At 57.2% G+C, this 20656-nt stretch carries 21 protein-coding genes; 9 read left to right on the plus strand and 12 right to left on the minus strand.

Annotated elements, in window-relative coordinates:
* Positions 1-9: 9 nt before the first annotated feature.
* Positions 10-525, plus strand: a complete 516-nt coding sequence (locus VQ830_RS16265; RefSeq protein ID WP_337269192.1) for a flavin reductase family protein — start codon at positions 10-12, stop codon at positions 523-525.
* Positions 526-533: 8 nt separating this feature from the next.
* Here VQ830_RS16265 and VQ830_RS16270 read toward each other — a convergent pair whose 3' ends face one another.
* The 6 genes from VQ830_RS16270 to VQ830_RS16295 form a co-directional block, all read right to left on the minus strand.
* Positions 534-1697, minus strand: a complete 1164-nt coding sequence (locus tag VQ830_RS16270; protein ID WP_337269193.1) for an aminotransferase — start codon at positions 1695-1697, stop codon at positions 534-536.
* A 122-nt stretch (positions 1698-1819) separates the two neighbouring features.
* Positions 1820-2836, minus strand: coding sequence for a LacI family DNA-binding transcriptional regulator (locus VQ830_RS16275; protein ID WP_337269194.1), 1017 nt, complete (start codon positions 2834-2836; stop codon positions 1820-1822).
* Positions 2837-2888: 52 nt separating this feature from the next.
* Entirely contained in the window at positions 2889-3224 is a 336-nt protein-coding gene (locus VQ830_RS16280) for an NIPSNAP family protein (protein WP_337269195.1), read from the minus strand.
* Complete coding sequence (locus VQ830_RS16285) at positions 3221-4108, minus strand: NAD(P)-dependent oxidoreductase (RefSeq protein ID WP_337269196.1); 888 nt, start codon at positions 4106-4108, stop codon at positions 3221-3223. The genes VQ830_RS16280 and VQ830_RS16285 overlap by 4 nt, the downstream gene beginning before the upstream one ends.
* Positions 4105-4602, minus strand: coding sequence for a gluconokinase (locus VQ830_RS16290; RefSeq protein WP_337269197.1), 498 nt, complete (start codon positions 4600-4602; stop codon positions 4105-4107). The genes VQ830_RS16285 and VQ830_RS16290 overlap by 4 nt, the downstream gene beginning before the upstream one ends.
* Complete coding sequence (locus tag VQ830_RS16295; protein ID WP_337269198.1) at positions 4599-5354, minus strand: SDR family oxidoreductase; 756 nt, start codon at positions 5352-5354, stop codon at positions 4599-4601. The genes VQ830_RS16290 and VQ830_RS16295 overlap by 4 nt, the downstream gene beginning before the upstream one ends.
* A 92-nt stretch (positions 5355-5446) precedes the next feature.
* Between VQ830_RS16295 and VQ830_RS16300 the strand changes: the two genes are divergently transcribed.
* From VQ830_RS16300 to VQ830_RS16310, 3 genes are read left to right on the plus strand one after another with little or no spacing between them, the layout of a single operon-like run.
* Positions 5447-6394 (plus strand): 2-hydroxyacid dehydrogenase, encoded by a 948-nt coding sequence (locus tag VQ830_RS16300; protein WP_337269199.1) that lies wholly within the window; start codon positions 5447-5449, stop codon positions 6392-6394.
* Entirely contained in the window at positions 6394-7428 is a 1035-nt protein-coding gene (locus VQ830_RS16305; protein ID WP_337269200.1) for an L-idonate 5-dehydrogenase, read from the plus strand. The genes VQ830_RS16300 and VQ830_RS16305 overlap by 1 nt, the downstream gene beginning before the upstream one ends.
* 31 nt (positions 7429-7459) lie before the next feature.
* Positions 7460-8350 (plus strand): SMP-30/gluconolactonase/LRE family protein, encoded by an 891-nt coding sequence (locus VQ830_RS16310; RefSeq protein ID WP_337269201.1) that lies wholly within the window; start codon positions 7460-7462, stop codon positions 8348-8350.
* A gap of 14 nt (positions 8351-8364) precedes the next feature.
* Here VQ830_RS16310 and VQ830_RS16315 read toward each other — a convergent pair whose 3' ends face one another.
* On the minus strand, positions 8365-9360 hold the full coding sequence (locus VQ830_RS16315) for a LacI family DNA-binding transcriptional regulator (RefSeq protein ID WP_337269202.1): 996 nt from the start codon (positions 9358-9360) through the stop codon (positions 8365-8367).
* 151 nt (positions 9361-9511) lie between these two features.
* Here VQ830_RS16315 and VQ830_RS16320 point away from each other — a divergent pair, with 151 nt between their 5' ends.
* From VQ830_RS16320 to VQ830_RS16335, 4 genes are all read left to right on the plus strand, one after another.
* On the plus strand, positions 9512-11005 hold the full coding sequence (locus tag VQ830_RS16320; protein WP_337269203.1) for a sugar ABC transporter ATP-binding protein: 1494 nt from the start codon (positions 9512-9514) through the stop codon (positions 11003-11005).
* Between the two features lie 8 nt (positions 11006-11013).
* Positions 11014-12036: an ABC transporter permease gene (locus VQ830_RS16325; RefSeq protein WP_337269204.1), complete on the plus strand. Its 1023-nt coding sequence runs from the start codon at positions 11014-11016 to the stop codon at positions 12034-12036.
* 27 nt (positions 12037-12063) lie between these two features.
* Positions 12064-13152 (plus strand): substrate-binding domain-containing protein, encoded by a 1089-nt coding sequence (locus tag VQ830_RS16330; RefSeq protein ID WP_337269205.1) that lies wholly within the window; start codon positions 12064-12066, stop codon positions 13150-13152.
* Positions 13153-13234: 82 nt separating this feature from the next.
* Positions 13235-13663 (plus strand): GlcG/HbpS family heme-binding protein, encoded by a 429-nt coding sequence (locus VQ830_RS16335; RefSeq protein WP_337269206.1) that lies wholly within the window; start codon positions 13235-13237, stop codon positions 13661-13663.
* Between the two features lie 15 nt (positions 13664-13678).
* On the opposite strand, the gene VQ830_RS16340 is transcribed toward VQ830_RS16335, so the two are convergent.
* Together VQ830_RS16340 and VQ830_RS16345 are read right to left on the minus strand one after the other, a co-directional pair.
* Positions 13679-14947 (minus strand): diguanylate cyclase domain-containing protein, encoded by a 1269-nt coding sequence (locus VQ830_RS16340; protein WP_337269207.1) that lies wholly within the window; start codon positions 14945-14947, stop codon positions 13679-13681.
* A gap of 146 nt (positions 14948-15093) precedes the next feature.
* Positions 15094-16416, minus strand: a complete 1323-nt coding sequence (locus VQ830_RS16345; protein ID WP_337269208.1) for an NAD(P)/FAD-dependent oxidoreductase — start codon at positions 16414-16416, stop codon at positions 15094-15096.
* A 230-nt stretch (positions 16417-16646) separates the two neighbouring features.
* Here VQ830_RS16345 and VQ830_RS16350 point away from each other — a divergent pair, with 230 nt between their 5' ends.
* The gene (locus tag VQ830_RS16350) at positions 16647-17123 is read left to right on the plus strand and encodes an Lrp/AsnC family transcriptional regulator (RefSeq protein WP_337269243.1); all 477 of its coding nucleotides are present in this window, start codon (positions 16647-16649) and stop codon (positions 17121-17123) included.
* A gap of 26 nt (positions 17124-17149) precedes the next feature.
* Here the strand turns inward: VQ830_RS16350 and VQ830_RS16355 are convergent, their stop codons facing one another.
* Genes VQ830_RS16355 through VQ830_RS16365 form a run of 3 tightly spaced genes read right to left on the minus strand, consistent with a single transcriptional unit; the run spans position 17150 to position 20617 of the window.
* A complete protein-coding gene (locus VQ830_RS16355) occupies positions 17150-18817 on the minus strand; it encodes an ABC transporter ATP-binding protein (protein ID WP_337269209.1) in 1668 nt (555 codons plus the stop codon).
* Positions 18810-19667, minus strand: coding sequence for an ABC transporter permease (locus VQ830_RS16360; protein ID WP_337269210.1), 858 nt, complete (start codon positions 19665-19667; stop codon positions 18810-18812). The genes VQ830_RS16355 and VQ830_RS16360 overlap by 8 nt, the downstream gene beginning before the upstream one ends.
* Positions 19667-20617 (minus strand): ABC transporter permease, encoded by a 951-nt coding sequence (locus tag VQ830_RS16365; protein WP_337269211.1) that lies wholly within the window; start codon positions 20615-20617, stop codon positions 19667-19669. Before VQ830_RS16365 ends, VQ830_RS16360 begins: the two co-directional genes overlap by 1 nt.
* Positions 20618-20656: the final 39 nt, after the last annotated feature.

The following is a 20656-nucleotide window of genomic DNA, read 5'->3' on the forward strand; positions in this document are numbered from 1 at the left end:
GCCGGGGCAATGAATGACGAGGTTTTAATCAGCGACGAAGAATTCAAGCTATCGATGCGTCACCTTGCCGGGGCCGTCAGTGTCGTGACGATCGGTGAGGGCCAAGAGCGAACGGGCTTTACCGCGACGTCTGTCTCTTCATTTTCTGCCGATCGTCCTTCTGTGCTCGTCAGCATCAACAGAGCCTCGTCCTCCTGGCCGGCGTTCGAACGCTATGGCAGTTTCTGTGTCAATGTGCTGGCAGCCGATCAGCAAGATGTCGCGCAATCCTTTTCCGGCACTGATGGACGCAAAGGTGCTGAACGCTACGATGGCTTCGGGTGGTATCGGCTCAAGACAGGCGCGGCCGTCCTCGACAAAGCCTTGACGGCACTCGACTGCAAGCTCGACGCCGCCTTCCATCACCATTCCCATGCGATATTGATCGGGCACATTTGCGCTATGGAAATCCGGCATGGCATTGGGCCGCTCCTTTATTGGCGGGGCGGCTATCATGAGCTTCCGCTCGCGGCTCAACGCAGCTAATACGGCTGCTAGCGAAGCCTATCAGGTAGCAATCCAATGGACGCCGCATCAACATTGGCAAACGCAAATCGAAGATATTGCTCCTGCCCTTCTCCAAAATATGCGCCGGGGATGCAGATCACACCGCGCTCCCTCGCAAGTTTTTCGGCAACTTCGGAAGAAGATCGGTTCGCCATGGGATGGCGAATGAAGGCGAAATAGGCGCCGAGAGCTGCAATCTCCCAGCCCGGCAATTCCGACACCGCCTGCTTCAAGGCCTCAGCGCGCCGTGCGATTTCAAGCCGGTTCCCGGCACGCCAGCCTGAAAGGATCGGCAAGGCCGAAGCGACAGCGATTTGAGCCGAGCGGGGTGCGCAGATCTGCATATTGTCCATCACCTTCGCAACCTCAGTGATGAGTTGCGGACCGGCGGTGATGGCACCTAGGCGATGGCCGGGGATACAGAAGGACTTAGAGAAGCTATACAGAAGAACAAGCGTCTCCTCCCAACCCTGTTCTGACAGGAGGGTATGGGGCCTACCGTGGTCTTCGGCGAGAAAGTCGCGATAAGTCTCGTCAACGACGAGCCACGCTCCGTATTTCCGGCACAGCGTAAAAAGCGCGTGCAGCAGATCAGGCGGGTAAACTGCCCCCGTCGGATTGTTGGGCGTGACGACGGCAAGCATCTTTGCACCGGCGGCGAGCGCGGCCTCGGCAGAGCCGAGATCGGGAAGAAAGCCACCGACGGGATCGCAATCGACCAGCCGCCGCCCAATCCCCAACATGGAAAGGGTCGTATCGTGATTGAAATAAAAGGGATTGGTGAGCGCTACAGTATCGCCAGGGCCAGCCAGTGCAATTGCCGTGCACATGAATGCCTGATTGCAACCGGCCGTGATATGAATATTGCTTGCCGCGATCTTGGCACCGTAGACTTCCGAGACATGCGCGGCATAGGTTTGGCGCAGCAACGGCTCTCCCTCGATCGGCCCATATCCCGTCAGTGCCTGCTGGGCAGCGGTTTCGCCGAGGAGACGCAGCATGTCAGGATGTGTGGGATAACCGGGCACGGCTTGAGACAGATCAATAAGAGATCCCATTGCTCCATTATATTCCCGGCCCCACGCGATGACTGAGGGGATAGGCGGAGCCGAAAGCGTTGAGACGAAGGAATTGATTTTTGCAGCGGTCATATCGATTTCTCTTTGATACCGGATTGCTACAACGATACGGATCGCTTTCTCAACTTCTTTATCGGAGTGCAGGAGCCTTTTCGTTGAGACGAATTTTGTCTCTCTCGCGCCAGTTCATCTGATCAGGGGCTGGATTCGCGCAGCATCAAGATCGGTTTTATCGCAATCGTCGCTGCGTCTTTTTGCCGGCCGTCCAACACGTCTAGGATGAGTTCGGCCGATCGTCTGCCGATATCGCGCGGCAGGGGATTGATCGTGGTGAGCGAGGGTACGCAGATCCCTGCGATCTCGTAATCACCAAACCCGGCAACGGCAATCTGCTCGGGAACTTTGACGCCGCGCCTTTGACATTCGGTCAAGGCGCCGAAGGCGGACAGGTCGGACACGCAGATAACGGCCTGTGTGTCGGGGAGCGTATCCAGCAGCCGGCTCATGGCGTCAGCGCCTTCCCGCATGGAAATCGGCGGCGTCCCGGCGGCGATCAGCCGATCGGCATCAAGGCCATGGGCATGCATGGCTGCAATGAAACCCGCGCGGCGATCCGTTCCCCGGGTGTCACGGTCGGCGTCGCCGCCGATGAAGGCAATGCGCGTGATACCGATCGACACGAAGTGATCGACCATGGAACGAACCGCCCCTGCATTGGAAAAGCCGACGACATGTCCAACTGGGGCTTCGGGCAAGTCCCAGGTTTCGATGACGGGAATGCCTGCATTTTCCAGCAGCTTGCGCGCGCGAGGCGTGTGTCGCCCTCCCGTGATGACGATGGCTTCCGGGCGCCGTCGAAGCAATTGCTCTATCAACCGCTCTTCTTCGCGTATGTCATAGTCGGTGTAGCCAAGCAGGATCTGCAGACCACGTTCCTTCAGTCCTTCGGACAGTCCGCGAACCGTATCGGCGAAGTTGGCATTGTTGATCGAAGGGATAGTGACCGCGACGAAATCGGTGCGCTGCGAACGGAGGTTCGATGCGGTGCTGTCAAACATGTAGCCGAGCGAGTCGGCTGCCTCCAGGATAGTGCTGCGGGTTGCATCGCTGACAGATGCATCCCGCTTGAACGCCCGGCTAACCGTCATGGGCGAAACGCCCGCTAAACGGGCGACATCGGCCATAGTGGGTGCTTTTCGGGGCGTGCTCATCACCTTTTGTTATCGTTATCTCTTATGAAAATCCAGTGTTGCGAGTCGCCTTTCACAAGGGAGCATATTCGTGAGCCGTGGTGACATGATGATGGATTTTTCCGGTGAAGAAACGCGACAGAACAGCTTCGGTGGCCGCACGGGATTCGGCGCGGACCGGGCTTGCGAGGGCGGCGTCGACGCTCGCGAGGTCAGGATAGCTAATAGCGAGGATCAGTGGATATTCCTGTGCTCCGTTATCGCGACTTTCAGCGAACGTGACGCGCACGGACAAGGCACCCGGAAAAGCGCGCCATTTCGGCAGGATCTCCGATAAAACGGCAGCGCGAAACGCATCTGTCTGACCAGCGTGGATCTGGCCTTCGAAGAAGGCGTAGCGAGTAATCATGGGGCAAACTCCTTGTTGGGTCCCGTGAAGTATTCCATCAATGCGGCCTGGTCCTCGCCGCCAAGGCCGGCTGCCGTCAGCATGCGATGCACCTCGGCGCAGATTGCCGTCAGCGGCATCGAAGTGTTGCTCAGCCTTGCGAGGTCTTGAGCGGCGTTCAGATCCTTGACCATGTTGTCGATGCGGCCTGTCCGGCGATAATCTCTTTTTCCAAAGCGCGGCATGTATTCCTGCAGCAGAGCACTATCGGCGCGGCCGCCCTTTAGCGCCTGAGGGATTTTCTCGACATCGACGCCGGCCGCCTCTGCAAGTGCAGTGGCTTCTGCCACGGCAAGAAAGCCAAGGCCGCAGAGGACTTGATTGATGATTTTCGTCGTCTGGCCGGCGCCAGGGCCACCCATATGCGTCTGGTTCCCTGCAAGGTTCGAGAGGATGGACTGCGTTTCCCGAACATTCTCTTCCGAGCCGCCCTGCATCAGCGTCAATTGACCCGCGGCCGCCTTGGGGATGCCGCCGGAAAGCGGACTGTCGACCCAGCGCAAACCCTTTGCCGCACCTTCGTCGGCCAGTGACTTCGTCGTCTCGGGGTCAATCGATGACATGTCGATGATCAAGGTTCCGGACTTAGCCCCCTCGGCAACGCCGCCATCGCCGAAAACGGCGGCTCTGACAATGGTGGCAGAGTTGAGCGAAAGGATAACAGCCTTAGCTTGGCTTGCTGCGTCAGCCGCGGAGACTGCGGCGACAGCGCCCTTCGATGTCAAGGCTGCTATCTTGTCAGGGTCACGATCATAGACGACGAGATTCGTTCCAGTTTCAACAAGGCGAGCGCCAATTGCGCCGCCCATGGCGCCGGCTCCGATCAAGGCGATCTTGTCTGTCATTGGGGAACTCCTTGAAGATGGGAAAGGACCTTTTCGACGATGGCGTCTATCGGTTGTGCGATTGCCGCTTCAATAGCTTCGTCCGGACCAGGCCACTCTAAGGTCGCGAATTGGCTGTCGAGCAGCGATAGCGGCATGTAATGACCAGATCGTGAGGCCATTCGGGACGCAATGAGGTCGCGATCGCCAACAAGGTGAACGAAGATCACCGGTCCGCCAGCACCGGAACGAATTCGGTCGCGATAGGCCCTGCGCAGCGCCGAGCATCCAATAATTAAAGGCGCGTCATGCTTCAGCGCCTGTGCGATCCGATCGAGCCATGGCCACCGATCTTCATCAGTCAATGGCGTTCCGCCGCGCATTTTCTCAACCGCTTCGCGGCTGTGAAGATGATCGCCATCTCTATAGGGAATACCGAGGCTTTGCGACAGTGCAGCGCCCACGGTCGACTTGCCGCAGCCCGCAACGCCCATAATGACGAGGCGCAGACTCATAGCGACGCCGTGATCCCGCCGTCGACATAAAGGATATGTCCATTGACGAAGCTGGACGCCTCAGAAGCAAGGAAAATACATGCACCTTGAAGTTCCTCGACTTTACCCCACCGGCCGGCCGGCGTGCGTTTTTCCAGCCAAGCCGAGAAAGCAGGGTCTGCAACAAGAGCCGCGTTGAGGGGGGTGTCGAAGTAGCCAGGCGCAATCGCATTGCAGTTGAGTCCGTGCTTGGCCCAGTCCGTCGCCATGCCCTTGGTCAGATTGCCAACGGCTCCTTTGGTTGCTGTATACGGAGCGATCGAGGGACGTGCGAGAGCGGTCTGAACGCTGGCGATATTGATGATCTTGCCCCGACCGCGAGCAATCATATGCCGGGCAACCGCCTGACCGACATGAAAGATGCTGGCAATATTGGTCTGCAGCAAGCGTTCGAATGCGTCGGCCGGAAAGTCTTCGAGAGGTGAACGATGCTGCATGCCGGCATTGTTGACCAGGATGTCGATCGCTTTATTCGAGGCCTCGTAAGCATCGACGGCGCGGCGGACTGCCTCATGGTCAGTGGCGTCGAAAGCAAGCACATCCGCGCCCTCAATCCGTCTCGCGGCATCCTTTAACTTCGATTCGTTTCGGCCGTTGAGGACGACGTCTGCGCCAGCGGCCCTCAAGCCCTCGGCCAGTGCAAAGCCGATGCCCTGCGATGATCCCGTAATCAGGGCGCGTTTGCCGCTCAGGTCGAACAGGTTCAGTGCCACGGCTTTCTCCTTCAAGTTTCTCTCGACAAGCGTCGGATGATTTGTATATGTTATCGATAACAATCGAAAGTCAAGCATTCTTGGGAGACACCATGATCAAGCCCGACATCCTTCAAATGGGACCTTATCCGGAGTGGGATCAGGCTCCCCTCGAAACAAGTTTTAACATGCATCGATATTTCGAGGCTGCCGATAAAGAAGCCTTTCTAAGGGAAGTGGGTCCGAAAATAACAGGTATCGCAACCCGCGGTGAGCTCGGGGCCAGCGCGGACATCATCCAAGCCTGCCCCAAGCTCGAAGTCGTCTCGGTCTATGGCGTTGGCTTTGATGCAGTCGATCTTGCTGCTTGCCGAGAAAGAGGAATAAGGGTGACAAACACGCCCGATGTCTTGACGAACGACGTCGCCGATCTTGGCGTAGCAATGATGCTTGTGCAATCGCGCGGCATTATTGGCGCGGAAACGTGGGTGAAGGACGGATCCTGGGCAACCAAGGGACTTTATCCGCTGAAGCGAAGGGTCTGGGGACGGCGCGCCGGGATACTTGGCCTTGGCAGAATTGGCTTTGAAGTGGCAAAGCGGCTCGCTGGCTTCGATATGGAGATTGCCTATAGCGACGTATCGGCCAAGGAATTTGCTGCAGGGTGGGATTTCATCGCCGATCCAGTCGCTCTTGCAGCGCGCTCCGACTTTCTCTTCGTGACGCTGGCGGCCTCTGCCGCGACCCGGCATATCGTCGGAGCCAAGGTCATTGAGGCACTTGGGCCGGAAGGTATGCTGATCAACATCAGTCGCGCCTCCAACATCGATGAGGAGGTTCTTCTGGATGCTCTGGAGACCGGCAAACTGGGTTCCGCCGCCCTTGATGTTTTCGAGGGCGAGCCTAAGCTAAACCCACGCTTCCTTTCATTGCCCAATGTGCTTCTCCAGCCGCATCATGCCAGCGGCACAGTGGAAACACGAAAGGCCATGGGTAAACTCGTTCGTGATAATCTCGCCGCGCATTTCGCTGGTGAACCTCTCCTCACTCCGGTGCTCTGATGAAAGCAATTGTTATTCATGCCGCTCGTGATCTGCGGATCGAAGATCGTCCTGTAGAAGAACCACAGGCAGGTCAATTGCGCCTGCGCCTCGCGATAGGTGGTATCTGCGGTTCCGACCTGCATTATTACAATCACGGTGGATTTGGCGCCGTCCGGCTGCGAGAACCGATGATTCTAGGGCATGAAGTTTCGGCCAGGGTCGAGGCGATTGGTCCCGGTGTGTCTGGTTTCGAGATTGGCCAGCTCGTTGCGGTCTCGCCATCACGACCATGCGGACACTGCCGCTATTGCGGCGAGGGGCTGCAGAACCAGTGCCTCAACATGCGTTTCTACGGGAGTGCCATGCCCTTTCCCCATATTCAGGGCGCGTTCCGGGAAAGCCTGGTGGCAGATGCTTATCAATGCGTTGATGCGACTGGTTTATCGGCGGGCGAGGCTGCAATGGCCGAGCCGCTCGCCGTCACGCTGCATGCTACGACCCGCGCCGGCAGCCTGTTTGGAAAGCGTGTGCTCGTGACAGGATGCGGTCCGATCGGCGTCTTGTCGATTCTTTCGGCCCGCAGAGCGGGCGCAGCGGAGATCGTCGCAACCGATCTTGCAGATTTCACGTTGTCGCTTGCAGCGAAAGTCGGGGCGGATCGAGTCATCAATACTGCGAAGGAGCCGGATGCGCTGTCTGAATATACCGGCGACAAAGGAACCTTCGATGTGCTTTATGAATGCACTGGCGTCGCCGCAGCGCTTGCCGGCGCGATCCCGGCGCTGAGGCCGCGTGGCATCATCCTGCAACTTGGGCTTGGGGGTGACATGACACTGCCTGTGATGGCAATTACGGCCAAGGAACTCGAACTGCGAGGTTCATTCCGTTTCCACACGGAATTTGCAATCGGGGTTGAGCTGATGCGAAAGGGACTGATTGACGTCAAACCTTTGATCACCCATACCGTTTCCATCGCCGAGGCGGAGAGAGGCTTTCAGCTCGCTTCGGACCGAAGCCAGGCCATGAAGGCGCAGATCGAGTTTGCGGCCTGAGCGCTGCAGTGTTGAGAGAGAGGTTTCCGCTATGTCATTTTTCGAAGTGATCGATCCTGTCTTCAGCACGTATGTCCTTGGCAATGCGCCGGTCAAACGGCTGGCAACGGGATTTGACTGGACTGAGGGTCCCGTCTGGTTCGGTGATGCCGGTTGCCTACTGTTCTCCGACATTCCCAACAACCGGATCGTTCGCTGGAGCGAGGATGGCGTAACGACGTATCGCCAGCCGTCCAACCATGCCAATGGCCATACCCGCGATCGTCAGGGGCGGCTCGTCACCTGCGAGCATGGAACGCGCCGCGTAACGCGGACTGAATGGGACGGATCAATCACTCTAGTTGCCGATAGCTACCAGGGTAAGCGCCTCAACAGTCCCAACGATGTGATTGTCGCGTCTGATGGTGCGGTCTGGTTCAGCGATCCGCATTATGGAATCATGACGGATTATGAGGGCACAAAATCCGAGCAGGAATTGCCGTGCGCTGTCTATCGCGTCTCGCCTGACGGCGCTATCGAAGCCGTTATCACGGATATGCAATGCCCCAATGGCCTCGCCTTCAGCCCGGATGGCGCCCATCTTTACGTCGCTGATACCGGCAGAATGTTCTCCTCCGATCCGCAGCATATTCGTGTCTACGATATGGTTGGTGGTCGGCCGGTTAACGGCCGTGTCTTTCACACCATCTCGCCGGGATGCGCTGATGGAATCCGGGTCGACAGCGATGGAAATCTATGGTCGTCTGCCGCCGATGGTGTTCATTGCATTGCGCCCGATGGACATCTGATGGGCAAGATCCTCGTGCCGGAACTGGTTTCAAACATCTGTTTCGGTGGGCATGCCAAGCATCGGCTGTTCATGACGGCAACCACGAGCATCTATTCTGTCGTGCTCAATCGACGTGGGATCCAGACGCCCTGACCCAACACAGAGCGTCAGGCAGTGTCGCCTGGAACAAGCCGCGTCGGCACAAAGGTGACGGTTTGGACAGGCTCGCCTTTGAGCTTGGCGACAAGCGCTTCGGCGGCAGCTTTGCCGATGCTTGTCGTCGGCACGACGGTTGTCGTCAGGCGTTTTTCAAGAATGGACGCGGCTTCCATCCCGCCCCAGCCGGCGATGCCGATATCGTCGGGCACACGAAGGCCGCGTGCCTGACAGAAGGCAAGGCCGCCGATCGCCATCTCGTCATTATGGAAATAGACCGCATCGAAGTCGTTCTTGCGGCTCAGCAAGGTTTCCAACCCATAGTAACCAGCATAAAAACCGGGTGCATCATGCAGCATCTCCGCATCGACCAACGGGTGGCCGCCACGCGCGAGTTCATCCCGGCATCCTTCCAAGCGCGCCTGACCCATGACGTCGGAACGAGCTAGGGCGCCGACATATCCTACTTTTCGGCGTCCGCGCGATAGGAGATGCCGCGCCATCTCTGCCCCGCAATCGACATGGGAAAAGCCGACAGCCATATCGATAGGGCGTGTCGTCAGATCCCAGATCTCAACGACCGGAATAGAGGCGGCGTGTAGAAGTCCGATCGTGCCCGGTGTGTGGTTGCGGCCAGACAGAATAAGCCCTGCCGGCCGCCAGCTTACCACCTGCCGGATCCAGGCTTCTTCCTCCGTCATCGAATGATCATTTGCGCCAATGATCAATTGGTAGCCGAGACGTCCAAGCGCTCGATCTACCCCATCAAGCACGTGACCGAACAGGCCAGATGTTAGCCGAGGCACGCACATCCCAACCAAGGTTTCTGCCTGGACGGAGCCGAAGGCGGCCGCAAGCCGGTTTGGCACGTATCCCAACTGAGAAGCGATATCCATGACTTTTTCGCGCGTCTGGTCCGAGAAGCCGGAACCGCCGCGCAGGACGCGGCTAACCGTCATTTTCGACACGCCTGCGGCCCGCGCGATGTCTTCCAGATTGGCTTTCATTGCAGACGATGGCCGGCCAATGCGATATGGGAAAGAGAGGTCATGTTATCGATAACTTTTTTCTTGACTCGGCGGATATTGGAAGTAGTTTGTTTTACGTTACCGGTAACCTAGAAGCAAGATCTGGATCCGGCATGGGAGGAGATACATTATGCAACCGTCCGCAGACGGCCTGCTGTTTGATCGTATTGCGAAATCCTTTGGCGGCACGCAGGCCCTCAGGGGTGTTTCGTTAAAGGTCGAGCGCGGCGAGATCGTCGCGTTGCTCGGCGAGAACGGAGCCGGCAAATCGACACTCATCAAGATTCTTGGCGGTATTTACCGCCCCGATGAAGGCGGCGTGTTCATTAACGGCATGCCTTATGCCCACGAAGCTGGAAAAAGAGGCGGCCAGAAGGTAGCCTTCATTCACCAGGATCTTGGCCTGATCGAATGGATGACCGTGGCTGAGAACGTTGCGCTTTCCCTTGGTTATGTGAAAAAGGGCCGACGGATCGACTGGGCCGCAACGGAAGCTCTGGCCGACAAAGCGCTGTCACTGGTTGAGGCTGATTTTTCGGCGAGTGCTCGCATTTCGAGTCTGACCCGAACGCAGAAGTCGCTCGTGGCCATCGCGCGCGCTCTTGCTGCCGATTGCGACTATCTCGTCCTAGATGAACCGACCGCAAGTCTACCGGCGGATGAGGTCGAGCGGCTGTTCGCTGCACTGCGTCCCCTGAAGCGGCGCGGGGTCGGGATGATCTATGTCAGTCACCGGCTGGATGAGATCTTCCGCATTGCCGATCGTGTTGCTGTTTTGCGCGATGGCCAGATGGTTGGCATGAGGCTCATCGAGCACACCACACCTGAAGAACTTGTCGGGTTGATCGTCGGGCGAAAGGCGCGGGAAATCTCAAGGCCGGCAATCCTTGAGGGCGCTTCAATCTTGAAAGTCTCGGGGCTTACAACTGGAACTGTTGGTCCCGTGAGCTTCGAAATCCGACGCGGTGAGTTGCTAGGACTTGCCGGCCTTCGCGGCGCCGGTCACGAAGATGTGGGGCGCGCGCTCTTCGGTGTCATTCCGCACGCGGGAGAAGTCACGCTGAACGGCGCTACCCCGGATCTCCGACATGCCGGAGCCGCGATGCGATCTGGCATCGGTCTGGTGGCGCGAGACCGCGTTGCCGAAAGCGTGGCGCCGGGAATGAGCATTCGCGAGAACGCCTTTCTCAACCCTTCTGCGACGGGTCGAAGTCTTCTGAGCTTTTTATCGCCCAAGGCCGAAGACGCTGTCGCCCACGAGCTTGGCCGACGGGTTGCGCTGTCGCCGAACGATCCGACACTCGCGATTGAGGCCCTTTCCGGAGGCAATCAGCAAAAAGTAGTTGTCGGCCGGTGGCTTGATTCCGGGCGCCGTCTGTTGATCGTAGAGGATCCAACGGCGGGTGTGGACGTCGGTGCAAAGGCCGAGATTTATCATCTTCTTTATGAGGCAATTGCAAGCGGCATGGGCGTCCTCGTGGTGTCCACCGATTTTGAAGAAACTGCCAACATCTGCCATCGCGCGATCGTCTTCAGTCGCGGCCTGCCCGTGGCCGAACTGAGTGGCGTCGAACTTTCAACCGAATCCCTGATCCAGGCCGCATCGGCCGGTGAAGCCGCCTGAGGACCGCCATGCCCGGTATTCAATCCAACGCTGTCGAACCCACCAAAGATGAACTGCAGGGCCTTTCCCCCGCCCGCAAATTGGTGAGGCTTGCGCCGACCTACGGTCTCGTCATCCTGATGTTCGGCTTGATCGTCATTTTCTCCATTCTCCTGCCAGCCACATTCCCGACCATGCTCAACTTAAGGGCAATCCTCTCCGACAAGGCGATCATCGCGCTTCTATCCTTGGCCGCGATGATCCCGATGGTCGCCGGACGCATCGACCTGACAGTCGGCTACGGCATCGTGCTCTGGCACATCTTGGCCATCAGCCTGCAGACGCTTTACGGCTTTCCATGGCCGTTAGCGGTTGCCGTCGTGCTCGTGCTCGGCGTTTTGATCGGCGCGTTGAACGGTCTGTTGGTCGAGGTCGCGCGCATCGATAGCTTTATTGCCACGCTGGGCACGGGTACGATTCTCTACGCCATTGCGCTTTGGCACACGGGCGGGCGCCAGATGGTCGGTGCCTTGCCCACCGCATTTTATGCGATCAACGGCACTTTTGTCTTCGGCCTGCCAATCACGGCAATCTATGTCCTGGTCATTACGGTCGCGCTGTGGATCGCGCTCGAATATACGCCAATCGGCCGCTATCTCTACGCAATCGGTGCGAACCAGCGCGCGGCCGAGCTTAACGGCATTCCAACACGCAAGTTTGTGATCGGTGCCTTCGTGACCTCGGGACTGATGACGGCGCTTGCCGGTGTCCTGCTCGCCTCTAAGCTGCGCATCGGTCAGGCTTCGGTCGGTCTTGAATTCCTGCTGCCTGCGCTCGTTGGTGCCTTTCTTGGTTCTACGACAATTAAGCCCGGGAGGGTCAATGTCTGGGGCACCATTGTCGGCGTGATGATCCTCGCCGTCGGTATTTCAGGCATCCAGCAGTTTGGAGGCAGCTTCTGGGTCGAGCCGCTGTTTAACGGCGTGACATTGCTGATCGCCATTGGAATTGCCGGTTACGCGCAACGGAAAAAAGGCGCGCAAACCAAATAGTTCATTCAGCTTTATCGGGAGGAAACCATGCTGAAGAGAGCCCTAGCAGTATCATTTCTGGTGTTGACGGCCGCCATGCCGGCCTTTGCGGATGCCGTTTCGGACGCGATGGCGGACGTACAAAAATATGCTGGTGAGAAGAAGACTTGGGATGGCCCAACAAGCGGTCCGACCGCTGCTGCGGGCAAAAAGATCGTCGTCTTGGCCGCTGATATGAAGAACGGCGGTATCCTTGGCGTGACCAATGGCATCCAGGAGGCTGCGGCTAAAATCGGTTGGCAGGTAACCGTGCTGGATGGTGCAGGTTCAGTGCAAAGCCGCGCCGGCGCGTTCGGTCAGGCGCTTGCCCTGAAACCTGATGGCATCATCATCAACGGTTTTGATGCGGTCGAGCAGCAGGCCTCGCTGAAGCAGGCATGCGATGCGGGTATTCCGATGGTGAGCTGGCATGCCAGCCCCGTTATCGGCCCCGACCAGGCCAACTGCCTCTTCGCCAATGTCTCGACCGATGCGATGGAAGTTTCCGCCGCTGCCGCCAAATGGGCTTTTGCCGATGCCGGCGGCAAGCCGGGTGTGGTGATCTTCACTGACTCGACCTATGCGATTGCTATCGCCAAAGCGAACAAGATCAAGGAGACGATCGAAAAACTCGGCGGCACGGTGCTTGAATATGTCGATACCCCGATTGCCGACACATCGAACCGGATGCCGACGCTAACCACTTCGTTGCTGCAAAAGTATGGTGCCAAGTGGACGCATGCTCTGGCGATCAACGATATCTATTTTGACTTTATGGGACCAAGCCTTGCTGCCGCCGGTATTCCTGGGGACGGAGCTCCGAAGGCAGTGGCCGCGGGCGATGGATCGGAGTCAGCCTATCAGCGTATCCGTTCAGAACAGTATCAAGCCGTGACAGTCGCTGAGCCGCTCAATCTCCAGGGCTGGCAGTTGATCGATGAACTGAACCGCGCCATCAGCAAAGCCAAATGGTCCGGCTATACGTCGCCCCTGCATGTCGTCACCAAGGCCAACATCAATTCCGACGGTGGCGACAAAAACATCTTTGATCCGGGTAACGGCTACCGGGATCAATATGCAAAGATCTGGGGTAAATAGATCTCGCATATTGAGCCGGCGCGGCTTTACCGTGCCGGCTGCTGCGATAGATCAAACAACAGCGTGGCGAGAGAAGGCATGCATGAGCAATTTCATCGAACCTGCGGCACAGCTGACGGATAAGGGTATCCTGTCTATGCTGACTGCGGCAATCGATGCAGCCGCGGTGATGGGCCAGCCCCAGTGCATCGTCATCGTTGACGCGAGCGGCGTCGTACTCTGCTCTTTCCGCATGAAGGGTGCGCGTTTTCTTTCTCTGAAGAGCGCACTTGCGAAGGCGAGAACCGCCGCTTCGATCAACGGGCCTTCAAGGGCTATTCCCGAAGAGGCGCGCCTGCTTATTTCGGGCGCTACGCAGGGGGAGGTCACCGGTTTGAAGGGCGGTCTTCCGATCCGCATCGGCGGTCTGTTGGTCGGGGGTATTGGCGTTGGTTCCGGCAGCGGCAATCAGGACGAGGACGTTGCGAGGGCAGGGCTTTTGGCAATCGGAGCCGATCCGATGACTATGTGAGATCACCTGACGGGTCTATTGACTATTGCAGGACTTCCATTGGTTTTTACCGGCTGCTTTTGCCTGATAAAGCAAGGCATCGGCAAGCACATTCAGTTCCTGAATGTCTGACTTTCCCGGTGACCACACCACGCCGACGGATGCGCTGAGCCGCGTCGGTCCGAGACCGACGTCCAAAGGCTTGCGCAAAATCTGAACTAACCGCTCTGCAACCTCTTCCCCGTGCTGCTTCGTGCCAGACACGACGAGGACGAATTCATCGCCGCCGGCTCGGCAGACTAGATCGGTTTGCCCAACCGTTTCGGTCAGCCTTTTCGCCGCTTCTACGAGGACCCTATCGCCGCCTGCATGGCCGGTCGTGTCGTTGATCTCCTTGAAGCCGTCCAGATCAATTGCCAGAACCGACCAACCGCCCGTCGACGTCATCAGACCGTAACGATTGTAGAGCCCGCGACGGTTCAAAAGCCCGGTCAATGCGTCCGTTTCGGAGTTGCGCTCCGATGCTTCAATACGACGACGCTCGGTCGTAAAGTCTATAGCGACGCCGACAATGCGGCGCGGCCGGCCGTCGACGTCCCGCAGAAGCCTTCTGTCGCACCGGATCCATTTCTCACCATCCACCGTTTGCAGACGATATTCCGCCACCGACTGATCGACTTGACCGGATAAGAGCAGCGATAGGTCGGCAGCGCCCACATCTTTCGGATTCACCTTGTCCAGGTAATGCTGAAGATCAAGCTTTGCTGCGGCTGGACCGTCGATAAATTGCGCAAGTCGATCAGAGGTTTCGAACCGGTCGGTCGCCACATCCATATGCCAAAAGCCGCCTTGCACTGCCTCCATGGCAAGTTCGAGCTGTGCTGCCTTTTCTGCGAGATCCCGCTCCTGTTGCTTTTGCAGAGTGACATCTTCGATTTGAGACAGAAAGCGAACGACCTTTCCCGATGCGTCTCGCATCGCTGCGACATGGATCACCACATGGACGATGCTTCCCTCTGGACGTACATAGCGCTTTCCAATCGTATATCCGTCTCGGAGACCCGATAAGACCTCATTGAACAGAGTAATATCGGCGTGAAGATCGTCAGGATGCGTGAAATCGGCGAATGGTGTGCCGGAAAGTTTTTCCTGCTCAATACCCACAAGGCGGGAAAAGGTCTGATTGCCGCGAATGATCCGTCCCTTGGTATCGACGGTTGCAAGTCCGATAGGGGCATGTTCGAAAGCAAAGTCGTAAAGAGCAATCCTTGCTGCAGGGCTGTCTTGCAGGTCCTCGGTTTGCATCTACCTCTCCCAGTTGTTATTTCGGAAAGATAGTAGCGAGAACGTGCAGAGCAAGAGACGTTCCGGCATGAAGAGGCAAAGGTTTATCTCTTCGGAACCGTCTGTGAATAGTAAGCTAAGATGTCCAATGAGCTGGGTTTAAGGTCTTAAAAATCAGCGACTTTACCCCAGGTAGACGATTGAAAGCGCAACGGATGGTAAGGCCTGGGATCAACCAGCGGCTCAGCCCCCGAGACGATATCCGCGACGAGATGGCCTGCTCCGGGGCCAATACCGAACCCGTGGCCAGAAAAGCCGGCAGCCAGGATGAAGCCCGGAAGGCTTTCGACCTCGCCGATACCAGGCACGCCATCCGGCGTGGAGTCGATATAGCCCGCCCAGGTTCCTGTGATCTTCGTGCTCCTCAGGGCTGGAATCAGTTCTAGTGCACGACGATGCATCAACTTCACAGTCACGGCATCTGGGGCGGGATCCAGAATGCGCATGCGCTCCATGGGAGTCGGCCGGTCCAATCGCCAACGTGTCAACGACTCGTGACCGCTCCGGACCCCTTCAAGCCCGCCAGGGCTTAACAGTCTCCAGCGTTTGGCGAACATCGGCAGGAATTGCGGGGCGAAACGCATCTGCTGCGGCGTGATATCGACCTTGGCCCGCCCGCTGATGGCAATCGTATAGCCGTTATTACTGCGGCTCGTCAGCGAAACAGCTGAAGTATGCAGCGCCGGCGGTATGCCCTCGGCGCCTGAAACAGCGACGATCGAAGAGCGTATCGTCGCCTGCGGAAATCGGATGCCCAATTGCCTGCAGAAGGAAGAGGTCCACGCACCGCCGGAAAGAACGGCCGTTTTGGCGCGAATCACACCCTTTTCGGTGACGACGGCGCTGAGGCGACCGCCTTCCGTTTCGATGCCGCGGGCTGCACAATTCTGCATAACAGTCCCACCCATCTTCATGATGGCGCGGGCAACGGCCGGGGCGGCTTTGGACGGGTCGGCAATACCATCTGTCGGCGAGAAGACGCCGCCTTTCCAAGATTTGCCCGTGGCTCTCGCTTTCTCGGTGGCTTCGGCTGCAGACAGCATGTGTGTCGTGACGCCAACGGTTCTTGCAAAGTCGCGCCAACGCGCCCAGCCGGCAATCTCGGCGTCGTTATTGCTGAGGTAAAGAAGGCCACATCGTCGGAAGCCGATGTCTTCACCGGTTTGCGCAACGAACTGCTCCCAAAGATCAAGGCTCTTGGTCGCAATAGGGAGCTCGCGTGCATCGCGGTTCTGCTGGCGGCACCAGCCCCAGTTTCGGCTGGACTGTTCCGCGCCGATCTGCCCTTTCTCAAGCAAGACGGTCTTCAGTCCGCGTTTCGTCAGAAAATAGGCGGCAAACACGCCAATAATGCCGCCGCCGATGATAACGACATCAGCCGTTCTCGGTAAATCCGGCGTGGTTTCAATTTGGGTCAAGGGCGCAGGCATATTACTCTCCAGTTCATCGGCAAGAGTAAGCCCCCTTTCCAGATATGCGGCACCGCAATTTCGTCAGAGACAGCAGAAAATTCTTGAGCCTACGTCCACATTGAAATCTTCTGCGTCAATTGCCGCCCTTATCTTGGATAGACAGCACGCAATGCTGTGGTAGTTTCAGACCCAATGGCGTGCAGCATTTTATGCTGCATGCGTTTGATAACACAGGCGGTATCTTGATGATGAAACTCGACCGAACCGACATCAAGATTTTGTATGAGTTGCAGAAGAACGGCCGCATCACCAACGTGGAATTGGCCGAACTCGTCCATCTGTCGCCGAGCCCCTGTCTCATGCGGGTGAAGCGCCTTCAGTCGGAGGGTTACATTGAGGGCTATTCGGCACAAATCAATCTCGGCAAGCTCGGTCAAACGTTGACCGTCTTTACGGAAATCACCTTGAAAAATCATCGTCAGGTCGATTTTGCCCGCTTCCTCACCGTCGTTGAAAAGGTCGATCAAGTCATCGAGTGTCATCTTGTTTCGGGCGGCTATGACTATCTGATCAAATTCGTCACGGCCGGAATCGGCGAATATCAGACTATCATGGAGCGATTGACAGATATGGAAATCGGCATCGACAAGTATTTCAGCTTCGTGGTCCTCAAGTCGCCGATCGTCAAATCGCACCTGCCGCTGACCAGTCTGTTTTCAGTTTAAGAGTGGCGACCAGCGCTGGGATTTTATTACGTCCTTCCATATTGCTGCACGAGTTCTGGCTCCAGCACCAGTCTATCGAGCCAGTTGGGATCAAGCTTCGGAACGGATGAGAAGAGCAGTTTCGAATAGGGATGCGTTGGTGCTTTCACGCTTTCCCGGGTCAGATGTTCCACCTTCTCGCCGCGATACATCACCATGATCTCGTCGCAGATCGCTTCGACGACCGAAAGGTCATGGCTGATGAAAATATACGAAAGATCGAGTTCGCGCTGCAGCTCCTTCAAGAGATCGATGATTGCAGCTGCAACCACCGTATCGAGCGCCGACGTGATCTCGTCACAGATAATCAGTTTAGGGTCTGCTGCCAGTGCCCGAGCAAAGTTGACACGCTGCTTTTGTCCGCCGGATAGCTCTGCTGGATGCCGATAACGGAGCGCTTTCGGCAGGCGTACCATCTCCAACAGGGCGTCGATGCGGCGGTTTTGTTCCGCGCCCTTCAGACCGTGATAGAACCTCAGGGGTCTGCCCAGAATGTCCTCTATAGGCTTCGCAGGGTTTAGGGCCGTGTCTGCATATTGAAAAACGATCTGCATTTCACGCAGTTGCTCGTGCCGTCGTTTTCTCGCCGAAGGATGCAGTTCCTGCCCGTCGAGCACCATATTGCCGGAGGCGGCGGGAAGTATGCCGGCAATGCAGCGGGCCAGCGTCGATTTTCCGCAGCCGGACTCGCCGATGATGCCAAGGTTTCGACCTTTCTCCACCGCCAGACTGACTGCGTTGACAGCCTTGACGAATGGATGCCCATCGGATTGGATCGGGCCGTAGCCGCCGATCACCTTTTCAATCTTCAGGAGGGGGGGCGCTTTTTCAGCTCTTTCTCCAGCAAACGCTGTTTCTTTCGGCTCGAAAGCCGCCAGCAATTCCTTCGTATAGGGATGGGTCGGCGTCGATAGGATCGTTTCCGTTGCTCCCTCTTCCTGGACTTCGCCGCCTTTGAGCACAACGATCCGGTCTGCGATCTGGGCCACTACGGCAAGATCGTGAGAGACATAAACACCGGAAATATCGGCGGAGCGCATGACGGACTTAAATGCTTTTAACACGTCGATCTGTGTCGTGACATCGAGGGCTGTTGTCGGTTCGTCGAAGATAAGGAGCTTCGGCTCTCCGATCAGCGCCATAGCGGCTGCAAGACGCTGCAATTGTCCCCCCGACACCTGATGAGGATAGCGCTCCCCGATTGTTTCAGGAGAGGGCAGTGCGAGGGCAGCGAAAAGTTCGATCGCTTTTTTCCGTGCTTTTTCTGGCGACATCAGTCCATGGATGCGGGTTACTTCGATGACCTGATCCATGATGCTCTGTGATGGGTTGAAGGCCGCCGCAGCGCTTTGCGGCACATAGGCAACTTCCGTCCCACGCATCGCTGCTTTTTCGGGCTTGCTGAGCTTTGCCATGTCCTTGCCATCCACAAGGACCGAGCCAGCGGAGATCCGACAGCCTGGGCGCGCATAGCCCATTAGGGTTAGAGCAATTGTCGTCTTTCCAGAACCGCTCTCGCCGATCAGTGCAACGATCTCGCCCCTCGCAACTTGGAGATCGACTTCCTTGATAATCTCGATCAACCGTCCTGAATCGGTTTTTGCCTCGACACTTAGCTTCTTGATCTGAACGAGCTTGGCTGCGTCATCACTCATGTCCGGCGCTCCGATCCCTGATCTTGCGAGGTAGATTGTCGATCAGCAGATTGACGCTGATGGTCAAACTGGCAATTGCGATTGAGGGGGCGATGACCGCTGGTGCGCCAAAGGAGAGGCCCTGAATATTTTCGTGCACCAGCGCGCCCCAGTCCGCGGCTGGTGGTTGCACGCCGAGGCCGAGGAACGACAGACCGGAAAGAAGCAGAACAATGAAGACGAAGCGGATACCGAAATCGGCGAGCACTGGGCGAATGATGTTCGGCAAGATTTCTGAAATGGCCAAATAAAGCGTGCTTTCCCCCCTGATACGCGCCGCCATGATGAAATCCATCGTGTTGACGTTGACCGCAAGTGCCCGTGCAAAACGATAGGAACCCGGAGTGTAGATAAAGGCGAGCGTGAGGATAAGCGCTGGCAGCGATGAACCCACAGCGGCAACGACGACTAGCCCGAAAAGCTTGCTTGGAATGGAAATCATCGCATCCATGAAGCGGCTCAGCAGCGTATCGAACCAGCCACCAATGACAGCGGCCGCCATGCCGAGGATGACACCGCTGATGGAGGCTATCAGCACACCTGCGAGCGCAATGCCGAGCGTATAGCGCGCTCCGAGGATGATACGGGAAAGCATATCGCGGCCCAGATAATCCGAGCCTAACCAAAGTTTGGCGCTGATCGGACCAAAATAGTCCAAATCGACGATCTGGCCGATCGGATAGGGCGCAATTGACGATGCGAAAAGTGCAACGACGGCCCAGAAAAGAATAATGGCGAGGGCTATCATCCCGAGCGGGCTGAACGTGTAGCCGAACAGCCCGGTAGAGGGGAGCGAGATGCTTGGCTTCATCAGCGGAGCCTCGGATTGGAGATAATCGCGATGATATCCGCAACCGTGATCAGCAACAGATAGCCGGCGCAGAAGATGACAGCGCAGGTTTGGATCAATGGCAGATCACGGGTGGCAACTGCATCCACCATCAGTTTCGCGATGCCGGGATAGTTGAAAATGGTTTCGATGATGATCACCCCGCCGATCAGGTAGGACAAAGACAAAGCCAGTGCATTTAGAATAGGTCCCAATGCATTTGGCAGCGCGTGGCGCAGCACGATCCGGCTGTGGGAGGCGCCCTTGAACAGCGCCATTTCAACATAAGGTGTAGACAGTGTTTCGATGACGGCGGCACGGGTCATACGAATGATCTGGGCGGATACGACAAAGGTGAGTGTGACGACCGGCATCGCATACATCCTGAACACGTCTGAGAGCGAGTGCACCTCGTTGACAAAGGAGATAGCGGGTAGCCATTTCAGGTACACGGCGAACACCAACACGGCCGTGGACGCGATCATGAATTCCGGCACCGAAATAATGCCGATCGTAAAAATCGTTATGAGACGATCATACAGCGTGCCGCGCAGCACAGCGGAGGTGATGCCAAGGGTGAGGGCGAACGGAACGGCAATGATTGTGGTCAGGCCGGCCAACTCCATGGTGTTAATGAAGCGATCCGAAATGAGCGCGGAGATCTCCATGTTGTTTGCATAAGATCTGCCGAGGTCCCCCGTCAGCATACCGAAGCCCCAGTGGATGAAACGCAGGATAGCCGGATCGTCCAAGTGCATTGCTTTGCGTAATCCTTCGACAGCCTCAGGCGTTGCGGCCTGCCCGAGAAGAATAGTCGCTGTGTCACCAGGGAGCATGTTGGTCGCAAAGAAGACGGCGAAAGAAACGATGATCAGGGTTATGACGGCAGTGAAGAGCCGTTTGCCGATCATCGTCAGGATTACAGATCTCATGCTGGACCTCCAGCGCGTTGGGGTGAGCCTAGCCAAAGC

The sequence above is a fragment of the Oryzifoliimicrobium ureilyticum genome, from assembly GCF_037199735.1.
Lineage (GTDB): Bacteria > Pseudomonadota > Alphaproteobacteria > Rhizobiales > Rhizobiaceae > Rhizobium > Rhizobium ureilyticus.